General features: G+C 73.1%; 18 protein-coding genes. 6 read left to right on the top strand and 12 right to left on the bottom strand.

Going from position 1 to position 18,539, the window contains the following annotated elements; translation table 11 throughout:
* Window positions 1–22 precede the first annotated feature (22 nt).
* Complete coding sequence (locus OP18_RS09665) at window positions 23–1,048, bottom strand: YlbL family protein (RefSeq protein WP_052386451.1); 1,026 nt, start codon at window positions 1,046–1,048, stop codon at window positions 23–25.
* 56 nt (window positions 1,049–1,104) lie between these two features.
* Here OP18_RS09665 and OP18_RS09660 point away from each other — a divergent pair, with 56 nt between their 5' ends.
* A complete protein-coding gene (locus OP18_RS09660; protein ID WP_052386450.1) occupies window positions 1,105–2,784 on the top strand; it encodes a zinc-dependent metalloprotease in 1,680 nt (559 codons plus the stop codon).
* 478 nt (window positions 2,785–3,262) lie between these two features.
* Here the strand turns inward: OP18_RS09660 and OP18_RS09655 are convergent, their stop codons facing one another.
* Window positions 3,263–3,856, bottom strand: a complete 594-nt coding sequence (locus OP18_RS09655) for a glycosyltransferase family protein (protein WP_033358422.1) — start codon at window positions 3,854–3,856, stop codon at window positions 3,263–3,265.
* On the bottom strand, window positions 3,853–4,377 hold the full coding sequence (locus tag OP18_RS09650) for a M48 metallopeptidase family protein (protein WP_033358421.1): 525 nt from the start codon (window positions 4,375–4,377) through the stop codon (window positions 3,853–3,855). Before OP18_RS09650 ends, OP18_RS09655 begins: the two co-directional genes overlap by 4 nt.
* 368 nt (window positions 4,378–4,745) lie before the next feature.
* On the opposite strand from OP18_RS09650, the gene OP18_RS56935 reads away from it, so the two are divergent.
* The 3 genes from OP18_RS56935 to OP18_RS09640 all read left to right on the top strand — a co-directional run bounded on the left by OP18_RS56935 (window position 4,746) and on the right by OP18_RS09640 (window position 7,744).
* Window positions 4,746–4,901, top strand: coding sequence for a DUF5679 domain-containing protein (locus OP18_RS56935; RefSeq protein ID WP_425388631.1), 156 nt, complete (start codon window positions 4,746–4,748; stop codon window positions 4,899–4,901).
* A 323-nt stretch (window positions 4,902–5,224) separates the two neighbouring features.
* Window positions 5,225–6,382: a TOMM precursor leader peptide-binding protein gene (locus OP18_RS09645; protein WP_156089391.1), complete on the top strand. Its 1,158-nt coding sequence runs from the start codon at window positions 5,225–5,227 to the stop codon at window positions 6,380–6,382.
* A 9-nt stretch (window positions 6,383–6,391) separates the two neighbouring features.
* Entirely contained in the window at window positions 6,392–7,744 is a 1,353-nt protein-coding gene (locus OP18_RS09640) for an ABC1 kinase family protein (RefSeq protein ID WP_052386448.1), read from the top strand.
* Between the two features lie 305 nt (window positions 7,745–8,049).
* Here the strand turns inward: OP18_RS09640 and OP18_RS09635 are convergent, their stop codons facing one another.
* The 3 genes from OP18_RS09635 to OP18_RS09625 form a co-directional block, all read right to left on the bottom strand.
* On the bottom strand, window positions 8,050–8,430 hold the full coding sequence (locus OP18_RS09635) for a WhiB family transcriptional regulator (protein ID WP_033358634.1): 381 nt from the start codon (window positions 8,428–8,430) through the stop codon (window positions 8,050–8,052).
* Between the two features lie 118 nt (window positions 8,431–8,548).
* Entirely contained in the window at window positions 8,549–9,145 is a 597-nt protein-coding gene (locus OP18_RS09630; protein WP_033358420.1) for a hypothetical protein, read from the bottom strand.
* 139 nt (window positions 9,146–9,284) lie between these two features.
* The gene (locus tag OP18_RS09625) at window positions 9,285–11,402 is read right to left on the bottom strand and encodes an ATP-dependent DNA helicase UvrD2 (RefSeq protein WP_033358419.1); all 2,118 of its coding nucleotides are present in this window, start codon (window positions 11,400–11,402) and stop codon (window positions 9,285–9,287) included.
* Window positions 11,403–11,477: 75 nt separating this feature from the next.
* Here OP18_RS09625 and OP18_RS09620 point away from each other — a divergent pair, with 75 nt between their 5' ends.
* Window positions 11,478–11,723 (top strand): mycoredoxin, encoded by a 246-nt coding sequence (locus OP18_RS09620; RefSeq protein WP_033358418.1) that lies wholly within the window; start codon window positions 11,478–11,480, stop codon window positions 11,721–11,723.
* Between the two features lie 40 nt (window positions 11,724–11,763).
* Window positions 11,764–12,375 carry a hypothetical protein gene (locus OP18_RS09615; protein ID WP_156089390.1) on the top strand — a complete coding sequence of 204 codons (612 nt, stop codon included), beginning with the start codon at window positions 11,764–11,766 and terminating at the stop codon, window positions 12,373–12,375.
* 71 nt (window positions 12,376–12,446) lie between these two features.
* On the opposite strand, the gene nudC is transcribed toward OP18_RS09615, so the two are convergent.
* The 6 genes from nudC to OP18_RS56930 form a co-directional block, all read right to left on the bottom strand.
* On the bottom strand, window positions 12,447–13,391 hold the full coding sequence (nudC, locus tag OP18_RS09610; protein ID WP_052386447.1) for an NAD(+) diphosphatase: 945 nt from the start codon (window positions 13,389–13,391) through the stop codon (window positions 12,447–12,449).
* On the bottom strand, window positions 13,388–14,692 hold the full coding sequence (locus OP18_RS09605) for a M16 family metallopeptidase (RefSeq protein WP_033358632.1): 1,305 nt from the start codon (window positions 14,690–14,692) through the stop codon (window positions 13,388–13,390). The genes nudC and OP18_RS09605 overlap by 4 nt, the downstream gene beginning before the upstream one ends.
* A gap of 23 nt (window positions 14,693–14,715) precedes the next feature.
* Complete coding sequence (locus OP18_RS09600; protein WP_052386446.1) at window positions 14,716–16,011, bottom strand: M16 family metallopeptidase; 1,296 nt, start codon at window positions 16,009–16,011, stop codon at window positions 14,716–14,718.
* 30 nt (window positions 16,012–16,041) lie between these two features.
* Complete coding sequence (locus OP18_RS52200) at window positions 16,042–17,223, bottom strand: S8 family serine peptidase (RefSeq protein ID WP_052386445.1); 1,182 nt, start codon at window positions 17,221–17,223, stop codon at window positions 16,042–16,044.
* 92 nt (window positions 17,224–17,315) lie between these two features.
* Entirely contained in the window at window positions 17,316–18,287 is a 972-nt protein-coding gene (locus OP18_RS09590) for a hypothetical protein (protein WP_033358415.1), read from the bottom strand.
* Between the two features lie 44 nt (window positions 18,288–18,331).
* The gene (locus OP18_RS56930) at window positions 18,332–18,493 is read right to left on the bottom strand and encodes a hypothetical protein (protein ID WP_156089389.1); all 162 of its coding nucleotides are present in this window, start codon (window positions 18,491–18,493) and stop codon (window positions 18,332–18,334) included.
* Window positions 18,494–18,539: the final 46 nt, after the last annotated feature.

Here is an 18,539-nt window from a genome sequence, read left to right as displayed (position 1 = left end):
TATGGAAACCCGTTCAGCGTAGTCATTTGCTGCACACGGGTGGTGTACGACCGGCCCGCAACTGCTCGAGCGCGGCGAGCGCCTCGTCGGCCGTGCTGACCTTGATCAATGGCAGGCCCGGCTGGGCATTGGCGACGGCCTCCGCGCAGTTGGCCGCCGGGGTGAGGAAGACCTTGGCCTTCGCCGCCTTCGCCGCGACCAGCTTCTGCGGGATGCCGCCGATCGGCCCGACGTTGCCTTCCTCGTCGATGGTGCCCGTGCCGGCGATGATGATCCCGCCGGTCAGGTCCTCTTCCTTGATGGTGTCGATGATGCCGAGCGTGAACATCAGCCCCGCCGACGGCCCGCCGATGCGGTCCAGCTGGATCGACAGCTCGAACGGGTGCGGCTGCGAGGACTTGACCGTGACCCCGAGACGCGGGTTGCCGTCGTCGCCGGCCTTCGTGGCGATGGACGCCGAACGCTTCTCCGTGCCGCGCGTGAACTCGACCTGCCGCGGCGTGCCGGCCGGCTTGGCCCGCACCAGCTCCGTCAGCTTCGGCAGCGACGTCACCGGCGTGCCGTCGATGCTGGTGATGACGTCGCCCTTCGCCAGCTGTCCCTCGGCCGGGAAGCCGGCGGACACCTCGTCGACCGCGACCAGGACCGGGTAGCCGAGCTTGCGCAGCGCGACGGTCTCCGCGGAGGACTGCGACGCCTGGAAGTCCTTCTTGTTGTCTTCCTCGACCTGCTGCTCCGTGCGGTTCGGCGGGTAGATCAGCTCACGCGGCACCACCGCGCGGTCGTCCTGCCACCAGCCGATCATCGCCTCGAGCAACGTCATCTGCGGCTGGACCGAGACCGTCGTCATCCGCAGCTGCCCGGCGGACTTCGTCACCGGCGCCCCACTGACATTGATGATCGGCTTGCCGTCGTCGCCGGTGCCGAGCGTGTTGTACGTCGGTCCGGGCCCCATTTCGACGTAGGGCACCTTCAGCACGGTCGTCTGCCAGGACAGGACCAGCAGCAGCAACGCGCCGACCAACACGGTCACGCCACGACGTCTCATGGCGGCGAGCCTAGCGCTCTCAGTTTTCGTGCATAGGAAGCGAGTACCTTTGGGACATGCCCGCAGACATCCCGTTCGGCTTCGGTCCGCCCGGCGGCGAGGTGCCGGATCCCAACGATCCGCGCCAGATGCAGCAATTCCTGAGCCAGCTGCAGCAACTGTTCGCCACGCCCGGCGGCGGCCCGGTCAACTGGGATCTGGCCCGTCAGCTCGCGCAGGCGCATCTGACCGGTGGCGGACCCGCCGGCGGCATCGCCCAGTTCCCGGTCGGCTTCGCGATGCCGGGCGCGGTGGTTACGCCACCAGCGAACACGGCCGACCCTGACGCGGCGAAACCGGTCGGTGACCCGTCGGTGACCCCGGCCGAGCGCGCCGCCGTCATCGAGGCGCTGCGCCTCGCCGACCTGTGGCTCGACCCCGAGTCGGCGCTGCCCTCGGGGGTCCGGTCGACGGCCGCCTGGAGCCGCGGCGAGTGGCTCAACACGACGCTGCCCGTGTGGCGCAAGCTGTGCGACCCCGTCGCGGCCCGCATGGTGTCGGCGATGACGGAGCTCGTACCAGAGGAGATGCGCGCCCAGATGGGCCCGATGACCTCGATGGTCGCGTCGCTCGGCAGCGCGCTGCTCGGCGGTCAGCTGGGCACCGCCCTGGGCTCCCTCGCCGCCGAGGTCCTCTCCGCCGGCGACATCGGCCTGCCCCTGGGCCCGGCCGGCTCGGCCGCGCTGATCCCCGCCAACATCGCCGAGTACGGCCGCGGCCTGGAGATCCCCGACGACCAGGTGCGCCTGTACGTCGCCCTTCGTGAGGCCGCCCACCAGCGACTCTTCGGCCACGTCCCGTGGCTGCGCGGGCACGTCTTCGCCGCCGTCGAGGCGTACGCGGCGGGCATCCACGTCGATCGCGAGGCGATCGAGGAGGCGATGAGCCGCATCGACCCCACGACGCTGGGCAGCGACCCGCAGGAGCTCGTCCTGGAGGGCATCTTCACCCCTGAGGACACGCCGCAGCAGCGGGCCGCCCTGGCCCGGCTGGAGACCGCGCTGGCCCTGATCGAGGGCTGGGTCTGCCACGTCGTCGACCGCGCCGCCGGCGACCGCCTCCCCGACGTGGTCCGCCTCTCCGAGGCCTTCCGCCGCCGCCGGGCCGCGGGCGGGCCGGCTGAGCAGACCTTCGCCGCCCTGGTCGGCCTCGAGCTGCGCCCCCGCCGCCTGCGCGAGGCGACGGCGCTGTGGGCCGCCCTGGCCGAGCACCGCGGCGTGGCCGGCCGCGACGCGCTCTGGGACCACCCCGACCTGCTGCCTGACGAGGAGGCGTTCGCGGACCCGGACCTGTTCGCCCGGACGCAGCTGGACCTGAGCGACCTCGGCTTCGGCGACGACGTGTTCGCCGACGGGGGCGCGGCTGGCGGGCCTTCCACGGGTGGGCCTTCCACGGGTGAAGCGTCCACCGACGAGACGCCTGCGGGCGGCGCCTCGGCTGGTGGAGCCGCTGCGGGTGAGACCTCCGCGGGCGGGCCTTCCACGGGCGGTGCCTCCTCCGGTGGTGCCTCCTCCGGCGGTGCCTCCTCCGGCGGTGCCTCCTCCGGCGGTGCCGCTGCCGGCGCGACCTCGCCCGACGCGACCGCCGGCGACGGCACGACCAGTGACGGCACGACCAGTGACGGCACGCCTGGCGATGCGACCGCTGCCGGTGGGCCGGGCGAGTCGCCGAAGGACGGCGACGGGCCGAAGGCGTAGGCGGGCGACAGGGCCGAAGGCGTAGGCGGGCGACAGGGCCGAAGGCGTCGGCACTCGGCCTAACAGGAATGCGTTGTCGGGGCACGGTCGGAGGAACAGGCGTTTGCGGGGTCGTCCGACCCGGGTGGCGCTGGGCAGCTCTATCAGCACCCTAGCTCACCGGAGCAAGTTGATCTCCGACCGTGTCGCTCTCGGTAGTTTGCGCTGCTTGCGTTTGCCGTCGGCCTAGTGGTGGCGGGATGGCGCGGCGCCGTGTGGGTCGGCAACGCCGGCGGTTCACGATAGCAGCCCGCCGGGGATCGTCCGGTGGGCGGAAACTCGACGAGACCCGGCGGCGAGGAGCGGCGGGCGGCAGAAGCTGGCCGGGTCGGACCAGCGGGGGCTTGTACGAGTGTGAGCAGACCGGCTGGTCCCGCGTAGACCGTCCGCGGGCTGAACTCAGAAAGCCGGTGGAAAAGACCGCCGAGCGAAAGACCGCTCAGGACAGCAGCGACCGCGTCGCGTCCCAGCCGTCGAGGCCCATGTCCAGGCGGCGCAGGTCGTCCGGGCCGCGCAGGCGGTGCCAGCTGGGGGCGGCCGAGACCATGGTCGGTTCGGGGGCGGGACGGCGGGCGGTCGCCACGTCGGCGGTCTCGGGGTCCAGGTCGGGCAGCCAGGAGGGCACCGGCAGGCGGGTCGCCACGCCCAGGAGGCCGCCGCCGGTGGCGGGGGCGACCGCGACCGTCCGGGTGGACAGGGGGCGGATCATCTTGCCGATGAGCATGGCCGGCAGGTCGGGGGCGTCGGCCATGAGCACGACGGCGCGGGTGTGGCCGTCGGCCTCCGCGGCGGACAGGGCGGCGCGGATCGACAGGGACGGCAGCTCGTACTGCGGCATGCTCGGCCACGCGATCTTCGAGGCGAGCGGCAGGTCGGCGGGGAGCGCGGCGATCGCCGGCTGGATCAGCGGCAGCGGGGCGACCAGGTCGACGACGTCCTCGGCGAGGGCGGCGCGCCACGAGGACGGGTCGATGCCCGGCGGGGACCAGGGCGTGGGCACGAGCAGCACGATGACCGCCGCCGAGACGGTCATTCGGTGATCCCGAGACCGGCTGCCGCTGACACCCCCTCAAGATACCCCCGTGCCCGCTCCGACTTCGGGTAGCGGCCGACGAGTGCCCAGAAGGCGGCGCTGTGGTTGGCGATGACCAGGTGTGACAGCTCGTGCAGCAGGACGTAGTCGATCACCCAGTCCGGCATCTCCTGCACGCGGTGCGAGATCCGGATGGTACCGTCTGCCGGCGTGCACGAGCCCCAGCGCCCGTTCTGGTTCTGCACCCAGCGCACGCTGGTGGGGCGGGCGGCGTTGGGGTGATCGGGCAGGTAGCGGGCGGCGAGGCGCTGCGCGCGGGCCGTCAGCTCGGTGTCGGTGCGTCGGGCCCGTTGCTCGCGGACGGCCAGGCGCTCCAGCATGCGATCGACCCACTCGCGCTCCTCCGCCCGGGAGAACTGCGCGGGGATCAGCACGACGACCCGCTCACCATCACGGTAGGCAGACACCGTGCGACGGCGGCGCTTGCTGCGCCGCACCTCGATGACCGGCTTGCGTGTCATGCCGGCCCCCTCAGGGTACCGCTCACGGAGGAACGCTAGCCGGAAACGGCCATCCCTCCGCAAGGCCCAATCTCGCGGAGCGTGCCCGTATGTCACCCATTCGTGGCGGCTCGCCGGAAAGATTCCACCGGTTGTCGGCCTGGTGGGGCCACTCGGCGGCATTTCATCCACAGCAACCCACACCGTTGCCCACACAGTTATCCCCAGGCTGTGCATAGTGTGTAGCGTGCGGTTAGAGGAAGATCTTCCGATTACGCTCGGCGTGTCCCGTCTTACCGCACTTTCCCCGAGTGTCCGACAAGGCACACTCACCACGTCGACCTAGCTGGTCAGCACCGGTGCGTGCACCGGACCGAGATGAGGAGGGCATCGTGGCCGAGACATACAACGGCTACTGCGTCAAGTGCAAGGAGAAGCGGGACTTCGAGGGCGAGATCGCGGTTTCGAAGACGGGCATGAAGATGGCCAAGGGCCCTTGCCCGGTCTGCGGCACCACCGTCAACCGGATCCTCGGCAAGGCCTGAGGCCGGCCCGCAGCTCGTCCTTGGACCCGAGCGGGCCCGTAACCCGACGCTCCAGACACGCAGCCTGATGATGCAGGCTGTGACGCAGGCACGGCCGCCGTCACCGGGCCGTACAGCATCGGCTCCTCGCCGCCCCCCGCCCGGCGCGTGAGCCCCGAGATCGTCGCGCTGGAGCAGCAAGGTTGGCCCGCGCGGTATGTAGCGTTTGCGCCTTTCGCTGTGGAAAACTCGGCGGCTGGCTGTGGACAAGTCCGGCCGGCGGTGGATATCCCTGTGGACAACCACCCCGGCCGGAGCCCGCGGCGGTGGCAGTCTCACCGGTCATGACGTCGCGTCCGCTGCGCTCCGGCGCCGCCCTGACCCAGCAAACTGCGCCGATGATGACCGACTCCTCGCTCCGCTGCGGGCCGGTCATGCGACCGACACTCCTGCCGAACCTGCGCCGCCTGTGGCGGGACGCGTCCACCGTCCAGCTCGGCACCGACCCCGCCGGTGCCGTGGTGCTGCACCTGCGGCGCCCGGAGCTGGCGCGGGTGCTCGACCTGCTCGACGGCGCGCACACGGAGCCGGCCGTCCTCGCCGCCGGTGAGGCGCTCGGGCTGGCCGAGGCCGACGTGCGTGGCCTGGTGCAGGCGCTGCGTGACGAGGGCCTGGTCGTCGGGGCGCACGCGCTGGTCCCGGTGGGCCTGCCCGAGCGGGTGCACCGCCGACTGAGCGTCGAGGCCGCCGCGATCGCGCTGCGGCTGCGCACAGCAGGGCCGGGCCGGCGCGGGATTCCCGCGGAGGTGTTGCGGCGCCGGTACGCCTCCCGCGTCGTCGTCGCCGGTGACGGACCGTTGCTCGCGCCGCTGGCGGCGCTGCTCGCCGCGAGCGGGGTCGGTCATGTGGACCCGGTCGTCGACGGGGTCACCGGCGCCGGTGACGTCCTGGTCGGTGGGCTACGGGTCGACGACGTGGGAGTTTCACGGGCGGTCGCCACCGGTGACGCGGTGACCAGGTTCGCGCCCGGGGCGGACCTGTCGCCGGCGAGGATGGACCAGGTGGACCTGGTGGTGCGGGTCGGTGACCGGCACCCTGCGGCCCTGGGCCGGCGTGGGCTGCGCCTGGTGGGGCTGCCGCGGCTGGACCTGACGGTGCGGCTCGGCACGGTGGTTGTCGGTCCGCTGGTACGTCCGGCCGGCTCGCCCTGCCGGGCCTGCCTGGAGCTGCACCGGCGGGACCGGGACCCGGTGTGGCCGGTGCTGGCCGCCCAGCTGGCCACGGCGCCGCCGGGTGACGGGGAGCCGTGCGCGTCGGCGACCGCCCTCGCCGGGGTCGCGTTCGCCGCCGACGAGGTCCTCGCGTTCCTCGACGGGGCGGCGCCGCGGACGGAGGCGGCGATCGTCGAGATCCCCCGGGCCGGTGAGCTGAGGCGGCGGGAATGGGTAGCACATCCGCGCTGTGACTGCCGTCGCCGTCGTCGTGTCGCCGGAACCGGGTAAGAATGACGTGTGACCGAGATCCCGAGGGGCGCCGTCGCCCGCACCGCACGACTGGCGTCGCTTCCTCTCGGGCTGGCCGGGCGGGCCGCGCTCGGCCTGGGCAAGCGCGTGACGGGCATGGCCGCCGACGTGGTGTCCGCCGATGTCCAGCGCCGCACCGCCGAGCACCTGTTCAGCGTGCTCGGGCAGCTCAAGGGCGGTGCGATGAAGATGGGGCAGGCGCTGTCGGTGTTCGAGGCGGCGCTGCCGGAGGACCTCGCCGGGCCGTATCGTGCGGCGTTGACGAAGCTGCAGGAGGCGGCGCCGCCGCTGCCGGCCGCGAGCGTGCACAACGTGCTGCGCGAGTCGCTCGGTAAGGACTGGCGGGACCGGTTCAAGGAGTTCGACGACAAGCCGGCGGCCGCGGCCAGCATCGGCCAGGTCCACCGCGGGGTCTGGGCCGACGGGCGGGACGTGGCGGTCAAGGTGCAGTATCCGGGCGCCGGTGAGGCGCTGCGGGCGGACCTCAACCAGCTGGCCCGTTTCGCCGGGCTGTTCAAGGCGATCCAGCCGGGTCTGGACGTGAAGCCGCTGGTGCAGGAGATCCGTGACCGGGTCACCGAGGAGCTGGACTACGAGCTGGAAGCCAGCTCGCAGCGGGCGTTCGCGGCGGCGTTCGACGGCGACCCGGACATCTGCGTGCCGCAGGTGCTGGCGTCCTCGCCGCGGGTGTTGGTCACGGAGTGGATCGAGGGTGTGCCGCTGTCGACGATCATCGCGTCGGGCACGGTGGAGGAGCGTGACGCCGCCGGCACGCGGATGGCGTTGCTGCACTTCTCGGCGCCGGCGCGGGCGGAGCTGCTGCACGCGGACCCGCACCCGGGCAACTTCCGGATGCTGCCGGACGGGCGGCTGGGGGTGCTCGACTTCGGTGCCGTCGCCCGGCTGCCCGGCGGGCATCCGGAGGTGATCGGCCGGCTGACCAGGCTGGCGCTGGCCGGTGACGCCGACGCGGTGCTGGCGGGGCTGCAGGACGAGGGGTTCGTCAAGCGCGACGCGAAGATCGACGCGGCGGCGGTGCTGGCGTACATCCGGCCGATGCTGGATCCGGTCGCCGAGCCGCGGTTCCGGTTCACCCGGGCGTGGCTGCGCGCCGAGGCGGGGCGGCTGGCGAACCCGAAGAGCCCGGCGTACGTGATGAGCCGCCAGTTGAACCTGCCGCCGTCGTACATGCTCACCCATCGGGTGACGCTCGGATCGATCGGTGTGCTGTGCCAGCTGGAGGCGGAGGCGCCGTACCGGGAGATCATCGAGCAGTGGCTGCCGGGTTTCGCGGAGCCGAAGGACGTGCCGAAGAAACCGCGCCGGCGCAAGGCGGAATAGCCGAGGGGCGGGCCTCCCGATCGGGGAGACCCGCCCTTTTTCCGTGCGGTCGGTATCAGTGTCGGCTCAGCTGGCGCTCCTGCTCGCGGCGGGCGCGCATCGCGATCTGACGGGCGGACGAAGAAGCCTCAGAGTGACGGACAGCCTGAGGCTGACGCATTCGCGCTCGTGAGAGTGCTTCGTGGAGAAGTTGCAAAGACACGGCCATGCTCCTGATCAGGTTGGTACGAACGTCGGTGAGTTGAAGCCGGGTCGGCTGCGCGGCGCGCAGTCCTCGGCTGGCTGGCAACGGATGTGCGCTCATGTCATGCCGCCACGGTCGCCGCGACGGCGGCGGTGCGAGCTGCGACCTCGACCCGCAGGACGGCGTCGCGAGCGACGTCCTCCTTGCGCGGACGGCCCCGCGGACGCTTCCGCGGAACGACCGCGCCACGCTCGAAGATCTCGCCACCCCAGACACCCCAGGGCTCGGCGCGCTCGATCGCACCGGCAAGGCACTCGACGCGCAGCGGGCACTCCGCGCAGAGCGACTTGGCCAGCTCGAGCTCGGCCGGCGAGTCGGCGAACCACAGGTCCGGGTCGAAGGTGCGGCACGGCAGGTCGGACTTCACGCCTCGCGCAGCGACAAGGAGGCGCTCGTCGGCACCCTCAACGCGCACATCGCGCGATGCCAAGGCCAGGCTCATCCCGGTCACCCCTTTCTGTTTCTCGATCGTTTGGTGGTGATCGTCGGTGCAAATGACTGAGGCCGCGGATCCCGGTGTCGGGTTCCGCGGCCTCGAGGTGAGCCGGTAAGTCGGTCTGTTAGACCGGCCTGCCTCGAGGTGGTGTGCCGCGGACTCCGCCGTTGGGCTTCGGAGCCGTCAGGTCGTGCTTGTCGTTCGCGGTGAGCCCACTGGTCCCCTGAACCTGGACTTCCCGCCGGTCGAGCAGCGCCACGCCAACGGCGGGGACCTGCTCGACGATGCGGACGCGCTCGATGGTGCTGACGTGCTGGTCGGTGCCGCCGACGCGATCGGCGTCCATGTCGACCGTCAGGTCGACCTGGAACGCACCGGCCATGGAGCCACCGGTCGCCGTGCCGCCCTGGACTTCGACGCCGCCCGGAACCTCGACGCCGCCCAGGGCCGCGACGCCACCCGTGACCGCGAAGGACGCGATCGGGGCAGCAGCCGGAGCGGAGGCAACGGTCGGGATCAGGGAGGCGGCCGACGCCGGAGCGGCGGACAGTCTGCGGGCCGGGGCCGGCGCGGCAGCGGCACCCGCGAAGGCACCGTTGACGGCAGCCTCCTGCCACAGAACCGAGACGGACGACGGCGGGACACGGCGCGCCGACACCGGGGACGCGGCACAGAGAGCGCGCAACGCCGGCTGCAGCTCGGCTGAGATATAGAGCTTCACGGGTCGCACCTTCTCTCCACACTCGTCATGGGTCGGTCGCCGGGGCTCCGGCGTTCGTGCTCGCAGGCTATGTCGCCTCTTCAGGGTAGGGCAATCGAATTTCCGGGAAAAGTTCTTGTCACTTTTCCGCGCATCGAAATCAGTCGCTGCCGACGAGGTCCTCGACGGTGGTGCCGGACACCAGCGCGAGCACGTCGTCGCCGTAGAGACCGAGCTTGCGGGGGCCGATCCCGGCGATCACGGCGAGCTCCTCGCGGCGCCCGGGACGTCGTTCGGCGATCGCCGCGAGCGTGACATCCGTAAATACGACGAACGGCGGGACCTTCTGCACGGCGGCGAGCCGGGCCCGCCAGTCGAGCAGCCTGGCCAGCAGCTCCTCGTCGCGGTCGGCCGGGCAGCCGGCGCAGCGGCCCAGCTTGCGCTCGGCCCCGCTGAGCAGCCCGGCGCCGCAGACCCGGCAGGAGACGGCGACGGTGCGGCGCACCCTGGCGGCCACCTCCGCCTTGCCGAGGCCCCTGCCGGCGGCGCCGGCGTGCCGGCCGGAGCCCTGCTGCGCGGCCCGCCCGGGCTCCAGCATCGGCAGGAACCGGCTCGCCCGCCGGGGGCGCCCGCCCGGCGCGCGGGCACCGGCGTAGGACAGCCACAGGGTGTGCCTCGCCCGGGTGACGCCGACATAGAGCAGCCGCCGCTCCTCCTCGACCGCGTCGGGGGTGCGGGCGTGGATGACGGGCATCGTGCCCTCGGCGAGGCCGACCAGGAACACCGCGTCCCACTCCAGGCCCTTGGCGGAGTGCAGCGACGACAGGGTGACCCCGGCGACCGTCGGCACGTGCTGCAGGGTGGCGCGGCGGGCCAGCTCCTCGTTGAACGCCTCCAGGGTGAGCGCCGGCATGCTCTCGGCGAGGGCGACGAGCGCCGCCACCGCCTCCCACCGCTCGCGGGCGGCGCCGCCGGCGGGCGTGTCGCCGGGTCGCCAGCCGACCCCCTCCAGGGCACGCGCGACCGACTCGGTCAGTGGCGCGTCCGCGTCGGCCGACCGGGTCGCGGCCCGCAGCGCGATCATCGCCTGGCGCACCTCGACCCGCTCGAAGAAACGCTCGGCGCCGTGCACCACATACGGCACCCCGGCCTCGGCGAGGGCCTCCTGGTACACCTCGGACTGCGCGTTGACCCGGAACAGCACGGCGATCTCCTCCGCCGGCGTGCCCGCCGCGACGAGCTCGCCGCAGCGGGCGGCGACGGCGGCGGCCTCCTGCGCCTCGTCGGGGAACGAGCGCATGACCGGCTCGGGCCCGGCGGGGCGCTGGCCGATCAGCTCGAGCCGCAGCCGGGCCAGCTCGCCGCGGGCCTGCCCGATGACCGTGTTGGCGAGGCCGACGACCTGCGGGGTGGAGCGGTAGTCCCGGATCAGCCGCACGACGGTCGCGGCGGGGTGGCGGCGCTTGAAGTCGACGAGATACGACGCGCTGGCGCCGGTGAACGAGTAGATCGTCTGGCTCGCGTCGCCGACGACGGTCAGGTCGTCGCGGTCGCCGAGCCACGACTCCAGCAGCCGCTGCTGCATCGGGTTGACGTCCTGATACTCGTCGACGACGAAGTGCCGGTACTGCGAGCGGATCTGCTGGGCGACGTCCTCGTGCTCCTCCATGGCCCAGATCGCGGCGCGGATCATGTCCTCGAAGTCGATCACGCCCTGGGCGCGCTTGACCCGCTCGTAGGCGGCGTAGACCTCGCCGACCTTCGCCGCGTCGAACGGCGGCTCGCGCAGCGCCTTGGCGGCGGCGACGGCATAGTCGGCGGGCTCGATGAGCGAGGACTTGGCCCACTCGATCTCGCCGGCGAGGTCCCGTGCGCCGGTGCCGTCGATCTTGACGCCGACCCGGGTGGCGGCGAGGCCGACCAGGCGGGCCTTGCTGTCCAGCAGCTCGGGCATGTCCCGGCCGGAGAACAGCCGGGGGGCGAAGTAGCGGACCTGGCGCAGCGCGGCGGCGTGGAACGTGCGGGCCTGCACGCCGGCGGCGCCGAGCTGGTCGATGCGGGCCCGCATCTCGGCGGCGGCGCGGGCGGTGAACGTGACGGCGAGGACGTGCTGGGCGCGGACCTGCCCGGACCGGACACGGTGGGCGATCCGGTGGGTGATCGCCCTGGTCTTGCCGGTGCCGGCGCCCGCCAGGACGCACAGCGGCCCGGCCGGGGCGGTCACCACGGCAGCCTGCTCCGGGTCAAGACCGGCGAGTGGGTTTGAGGAGTCCGCCACAGGTAGGCATCATTCCAGCCGGGTATGACGTTTCCGTCGGAGTACCTACCGAGAACCGACGGAGGAGACCACCCGATGCTGACGATGTACTCGACCACGTGGTGCGGCTACTGCCACCGCCTGAAGTCGCAGATGGACCGCGAGGGCATCCAGTACCAGGTCGTCGACATCGAACGGGACCCCGCCGCGGCCAAGTTCGTCGAGAGCGTCAACGGCGGCAACCAGACCGTCCCGACCTTGAAGTTCGACGACGGCACGGCCCTGACGAACCCGACGATCGTCCAGGTGAAGGCGCAGCTGGCCAACGCGGTCAGTAGCTGACCCTTCACACGGTGCCGCCGGCGCCACTACGGTGGCCGGCATGCGGGTTGCGCGCGACTTCGCCGTCGGCGGCGCCCCGGGAGCACCGGCCCACCACGCGCCCGAGCGGCCGAGGGTGGCCGACCCGGGACGCCGCCGGCGCATCGCCGACTACCTGTCCGCCGGCACCGTGCTCGGCCACGGGCACGGTGGGCTGCACACCGACGGGTTGTGGCTGTGGCCGGAGCGGTTCGCCGGCGAGATCCTCGACCGGGGGCTCGCGCCCGAGCCGGACTTCCTGGAGCACATGCGGCTGTGCGGCTACCGGGCCGCGGCCCCCGAGCCGGACACCCGGCTCACCGGCGACGCGCTGCGGGCCTGGCGGGCCGGGCCGCCGCCGGCGCCGCGGCTGCTGGTCACGTACTTCGTCCGGGTCGACGGCGACTCGACCCCGCAGGCGCCGCTGTCGCTGCTGCGCCGGACGGTCGACCCGGCCGGCGCGGTGACCGAGGAGGCGCTGTGGCGGGACCTGGAGTGGCACCCGACGCAGGCCTTCGGCGCGCACAAGATCGACCACGACCTGCGGCAGGTGACCGCGGCGCACGCCGCGGGGGTCCTCGACCGCTGGTGCGACCGCTGGCACCGCGAAGCGCTCAGCCGGGCCGCGCCGTGAAGCGTCGCGGCCTGACCCGCGACGTCGAGGCACCGTGCGACGCCGCCGGCCGGCCGGCGGCGTGACACGCGTCAGCCGAGCCACTCCGTGATCAGGTAGTGCGCGATCGACGCGGGGAACGGCAGCCCGAAGTCCTGCGACTCGCCCCGCAGCACCGCGCCGATCTCCGCGCGGGAGAACCAGCGCCCCTCGAGGATCTCCTCCGGGTCGACCACGATCGCCGCGCCGACCGGCGCCGTGGCGTGGAAGCCGAGCATGAGCGAGCCGGGGAACGGCCACGGCTGGCTCGCCACGTAGGCGACGTCGTCGACGACGACGCCGACCTCCTCGAGGACCTCCCGGGCGACCGCCATCTCCGCGGACTCCCCCGGCTCGACGAACCCGGCGAGCGTCGAGTAGCGCCGGATGCCGCCCATCTGCGGCCACTGCGCGTTGCAGCCGAGCAGGCAGCGCCCGTCCGGGCCGTCGACGCCGTCGTGCACCAGCATGATCACGGCCGGGTCGGTGCGCGGCCAGAGCGTCTCCGTGCCGTCCTCGGTGGTGCGGACCCACCCGCCCTGTGCCGGGACGGTCAGTTTGCCGCTGAGTGGGCTGTACGGGTGCCGCGAATGCCAGTTCGCGAGCCCCACGGCGGTGATGAACAGCCCGGCCGGCAGGTCCGGCAGCGCGTGGCCCACCTGGCGCAGCGTGACCCGCCGGGTGTCCGGCAGCGGCGTCACGTCCGCGGCGACCGCGAAGTACACGGTGCCGTCGACGTCCTCGCCGAGGAAGAACCGCTCCCCCTGCGGCGCGTCACCGGGCTCGAAGTACACCAGCTCCGGCGGGTCGTCGCCGCGCACCAGCATGTGCCCGTCGTCGACGACCACGACCCTGGCGCGGGTCCATGCCTCCTCCAGCCAGGCGGCGTCGGTGCGGTGGTGCGCCGCCCGGGCCAGCGCCCCCCGCGCCAGCGGAGGCCCCGGCCGGGCCCCCCGCGGGAGCGGGAGCCCCGGCGGGGCGGCTGCCACGTCCGTCATGACGCCGCTCGGGTGACCGCCGTCAACGCCGAGAGCGGCCGCTCGATCTGCTCCGCGTCGCCGAGGACGACCGCGGCGACCCGCGACGGCGCCAGGTACTGCGCGGCCGCGGCCGCCACGTCCTCGCGGGTGGCCTTCGCCAGCCGGGCGGCGTGCTCGGCGAGGTAGTCCAGGCGCAGCCCGAACCCGGCGTACGTCGACACCAGCCCGGCCAGCCCCGCCTGCGTGGACATGCCCAGCTGCAGGGTGCCCAGCGCGTACTGGCGGGCCTGCTCCAGCTCCTCCTGCTCCGGCGGGAGGCTGGCCAGCCGGCCCAGCTCGTACAGCGTCTCCAGCAGCGCCGGGCCGGTCACGGCGGTCGCCACCTCGGCCGCGACGACCAGCGCCGAACCGGCGACGGCGTGCTCGACCAGGGAGTGCGGCCCGTACGTGTAGCCCTTGTCCTCCCGGATGTTCTCCACCCAGCGGGAGGAGAAGTAGCCGCCGAAGACCAGGTTGGCCAGTTGCAGCGCGGCGTGGTCGGGGTGCCGGCGCGGCACCGCGGGCAGCGCCAGGCGCAGCGAGGACTGCACGGAGCCGGGCCGGTCGACGAGGGTCAGCGGCCCCGGCCTCAGCTCCGGCGTCGGCGGCAGCTCGACCGTCGAGCCGGCGCCGTCCCACTTCGACAGCATCTGCTCGGCGGCGGCGATCGCCTTCTCCGGCGCGATGTCGCCGACGATGACGAGGGTCGCGCCGGCCGGGTGCAGCCGCTCGGCGTGCAGGGTGCGCAGCGTGCCGGGGGTGACCGCCTCCACCTGCTCCGGTGCCGGGGTCTGGATCGCGTACGGGTGCTTGCCGTACATCCGCTTCAGCAGCGCCGCGCGGGCCAGGTGGCTCGGCTGGCTCTGCGCGACCCGGATCCGGTCGACCAGGCGGGCCCGCTCGGTGCTGACCTCGTCGGCCGGGTAGTTGGCGTCGGTGAGCACCTCGGCCAGCAGGTCCAGCAGCCGCTCCAGGCCGCCGACGAGGGCGTTGCCGGAGATCAGCAGCCGGTCGGGGTCGGCGCCGGCGGACAGCCCGCCGCCGACCTTCTGCAGCTCGGCGGCGATGTCGACGGTCGACATGGCGGTGGTCCCGGACAGCACCGTCTGCGTCAGCAGCGCGGCCCTGGCCAGGTGGGCCTTCGCGAACGGTACCCGCAGCCGGATCTCGACCAGCGGCACCGACGAACGGCGCAGCGCGATCACGGTCAGCCCGTTGTCGAGGGTCCGCTCGACGGTCTTCGGCAGCTTCAGCGGCCGGTTCGGCCCGAGCACCGGCATGGTGCGCGGCAGGGTTTCGACAGTCACTTGGCTCCTCCGGCAATGACCTCGACCGCGGCGCGGCGCGACGGGACCAGTTCGGCCGCCGCGGCGACGACCTGCTCCTCGGTGACCCCACCGATCAGCGTGTGGAGCTGGTTGAGCAGCTCGGGCTCGCCGCGCTGCTGCTCCAGCACCGCCATCTGCAGGGCCCGGCCGAGCACCGCGTCGGTGTCGCGCAGCAGGTGCGTGGCCATGCGGGCCTGGGTGCGGCTGAGCTCGTCCGGGGTGAGGCCGTCGGTGGCGATGCGCTGGCACTCCTCCTCGACGCTGCGCAGGACCTTGTCGACGTCGCCGCCCGGGGGCAGGTGCGCCTGCAGGACGAGGGCGGTGGGGTCGCGCACCGCGAACGGCTCGCCCATGAACCCGACGTACCCGCCGACGCTGGTCACCGTCCGGTCGCGCAGCACGAGCCGCTCGACCAGCCGGGACGCGTCGCCGTCGGTGAGGACCTCGGCCAGCACCACGTACGGCAGGTAGGCCTCGAGGTCGGTGATCGGGTCCGGGACCCGCCACGCCGCGGCGACCGCCGGCAGCGGCGCCAGCCGGTCCTCGTACGACGAGCGGCGCTCCGCGGTCAGGTCCGGCTCGGCGAAGTCGGGGCGCACCGGCGCCGGCCGGGCCGGCACGTCACCGAAGTGCCGCTCGATCAGCGCGGTCGCGGTCGCCACGTCGAAGTCGCCGGAGACCGCGAGGACCGCGTTGCCGCAGGCGTAGTACCGGTCGAAGAAGTCGGCGGCGTCGGCGACGGTCGCGGACTCCAGGTCGTCGAACGAGCCGTAGCCGTCGTGGGCGTTGGCGAACGTGTCGAACATGACCGGGGGCAGCCGCAGCCAGGGGAAGCCCCCGTACGGCCGGTTGAGCACGTTGACCCGGATCTCCTCCTTGACCACGTCGACCTGGTTGCGCAGGTTCTCCTCGGTCAGCCGGGGCGAACGCATCCGGTCGGCCTCGAGGAACAGCGCCCGCTCCAACGCGTTGGACGGCAGCGTCTCGAAGTAGTCGGTGTAGTCGAAGTGGGTCGAGCCGTTGAACGTGCCGCCGGAGCCCTGCACGTACCGGAAGTGGGCGAGCTTCTCCAGGCTCTCCGAGCCCTGGAACATCAGGTGCTCGAAGAGGTGGGCGAAGCCGGTGCGGCCCTGCGGCTCGGAGCGGATGCCCACGTCGTAGACGACCGCGACGCCGACGACGGGTGCGGCCCGGTCGGGTGTGAGCACCACCCGCAGGCCGTTGGGGAGGGTGAGGCGCTCGACGGGATACTTGGACGCGGGGATCCGCACAGCGGGACTACGACGAGGCACCCAACGAATCTATCCCGTCGCGCGCTGTTCGCCCGAGGCGACCGTCGACTCGGATCGCCGCAGGCGGTGTTCGGCCCGCAGCGCGTACCAGAGCAGGACGCCGATGAAGGCGATCAGCGGCAGGCTGAGCAGCCACCCCAGCGGGCCCCGGGAGCGGGCCGGGGCGGGACCGGCGACCGGCGCGGCCACCGACGCCGCCGGGGCCGAGGGTGACGGCGCGGCCGAGGGCGCCGGCGGGTGAGCCAGCGGGATCGTCCTGGTCAGCGCGGGCACCAGGTCGACCCGGCCGACGCCGAACTGCGGGTCGGTCCCCTTGTCCCCGGCGTCGACGGCGGTGACGGAGAGCCGGTGGACGATCTCGTCGGCGGGCAGCTTCGGGTACGCGGCACGCACCAGCGCCACGACCGCGGCGAGCTCGCCGACGGAGGCGCTGCCGGCGTCGACGCGGTAGCCGCCGCCGGTGTTCGTGGTCATGATCTCCTCGCCGGGCACGCCGAAGCCGAGCCGGCGGCCGCTGTCGGAGGTGACGAGCACGTCACCGGCGCGCGACAGCGGGACCGCGGCGAGGACCCCGTCGTACGCCGCCGGGTACGGCTCGAACGCCTCACCCGCGCGGTTGCCGTCGGACGCCACGACGATCGCGTCGGCCGCCTGCGCCTCCCGCACCGCCTGCGCGAGCCGCTCGCTGCCGCCCACCGAGTAGCCGACCACGATCACCTTCGCGCCACGGACGGTAGCCAGCTCGATACCCTCGGCCAGCTGGTCCGGGGTGACGGTGCGGACGCCGGTCGGGTCGGGCGTGGCCGGGCCACCCAGGACCACGGGCAGGATGTCCGCGCCCGGGGCGATGCCGAGCACCCCGTACTGCCGGTTGGCGCCGTGCCCCTGCCCGGCGATCAGCCCGGCGAGCGCGGTGCCGTGCCCGTCGGGGTCGCCGGACGGCACGGCGACGCCGCTGGTGGAGATCGCGGGCAGGACGCTCGCGCTCAGGTCGACGTGGTTGCGGTCGACGCCGTTGTCGACGATCGCGACCGTGACCCCCTCGCCGCGGGTCCTGTCGTTGGCCTCACTCACCCGCAGGTACTGCAGGTGCCACTGATCGTCACGGATGCCGTCGGCGAACGCCGGGCCGGCCGGGCCGGCGGGGACGAGCACCAGCACGACGCCGAGAACCAGTGCGGCCTTTTTCATCGCGCTAGCGTGACGGATCGACGCAACCCGCGCCAGTCGTGCTGGTTCCCGATGGGGGTTGCCGCGCCCGGCCGTCGCGGCCTTCCGCCCCGCTACAGGGGGCGGACGGACTCGGGGGCCTCGTCGGCGATGTAGTCGAACTGGCGGTGGGTGTCGGGGATCGACACGTACAGGATGGCGGCCTCGGGCTTGCCCAGGTCGATGAGGGCGATCGACACCAGCTCGCTCTTCGCCTTCAGCCCGGGTTGCGAGAAGTGCAGCCGGAACTTGATCAGGCGGGCGGGGCGGCCGCCGAGGGTGAGGTCCTTGGCGGAGATCGGCTCCAGCTCGTTGTTCTTCGGGTAGAAGCTGATCCGCACGTCGGCGGCGATCTGGTCGCCGGCGCACTTGAGGTCGAGCACCGAGCCGTCGTTGACGGTGGCCGGGACGTGGCCGGACAGGATCGTCGCGTGGTAGTCGCTGCCGGCGACGTAGTCGGGCTCGGTGACGAAGTGCTGGCCGATCTGGTAGGTGACCTTCAGCTCGCCCCGGTCGACCCAGGCGGCGTCCCACGGCTGCCACGGGTCGCCGTACTCCTTGTAGGAGATCCCGGCCTCCGGGTCGGTGGTCCGCGGGCCGGGCGGCACGTCGGCGCCGCCGGGTGGGACCTCGGGTGGGATGGTCGGCGGCGGGCAGCGGCGGGCCAGCTCGGGGCGGGTGTCGCTGGGGCCCTTGGCCCGGTTGTCGAACAGGCCGCCGGGGGTGGTGGCGTTGCCGGTCATCACCGAGACGAGGATGACGACGAGGCCGATCAGGACGACGGCGACGGCGCTGCCGCTGAGCACCTTGAGGATGCGCTTGTTGCGTTTGACCGGGTCGTCATCGTCGCCGCCGCCACCGCCGCCGGACGGCCACGACGGGGGCGGCACGACCGGCGGCACGCCGGTGCCCGAGACCCGGCCCGACCGGTAGCCCGGCGCGGCGCGCGGCGGCTCGGCCGTGCGCTGGATCGTCGGCGCCGGCCCGACGGGCGCCAGCACGACCTGCGTGTCCGGCTGAGCCCACGGTGATTGCTGCTCGGTCATCTCAACGGTAAGTGTCGCAGCCCGACGCCAGTCTGCCAAAACCGCTACGGCTGCGGCTGGATCGGCGTGCGGACGTCGGTGACCTGCGGATACCTCGGGGAGTCGGCGGCGGCCACCGGGCCGATGACGAGCAGGGCCGCGGTCAGCACCCCGGCGGTCGCGACCCCGACCACCAGTGCGACCTCGCGCGTCGGCGATGTCTGCATCCTGCGCACTTCCCCTCGCATGCCTGTCCGCATGCCCCTTGGACAG

It is taken from the genome of Dactylosporangium aurantiacum (assembly GCF_000716715.1).
In the GTDB taxonomy this organism is placed as follows: Bacteria; Actinomycetota; Actinomycetes; order Mycobacteriales; family Micromonosporaceae; genus Dactylosporangium; species Dactylosporangium aurantiacum.
This window is presented reverse-complemented; position numbering and strand designations above follow the sequence as displayed.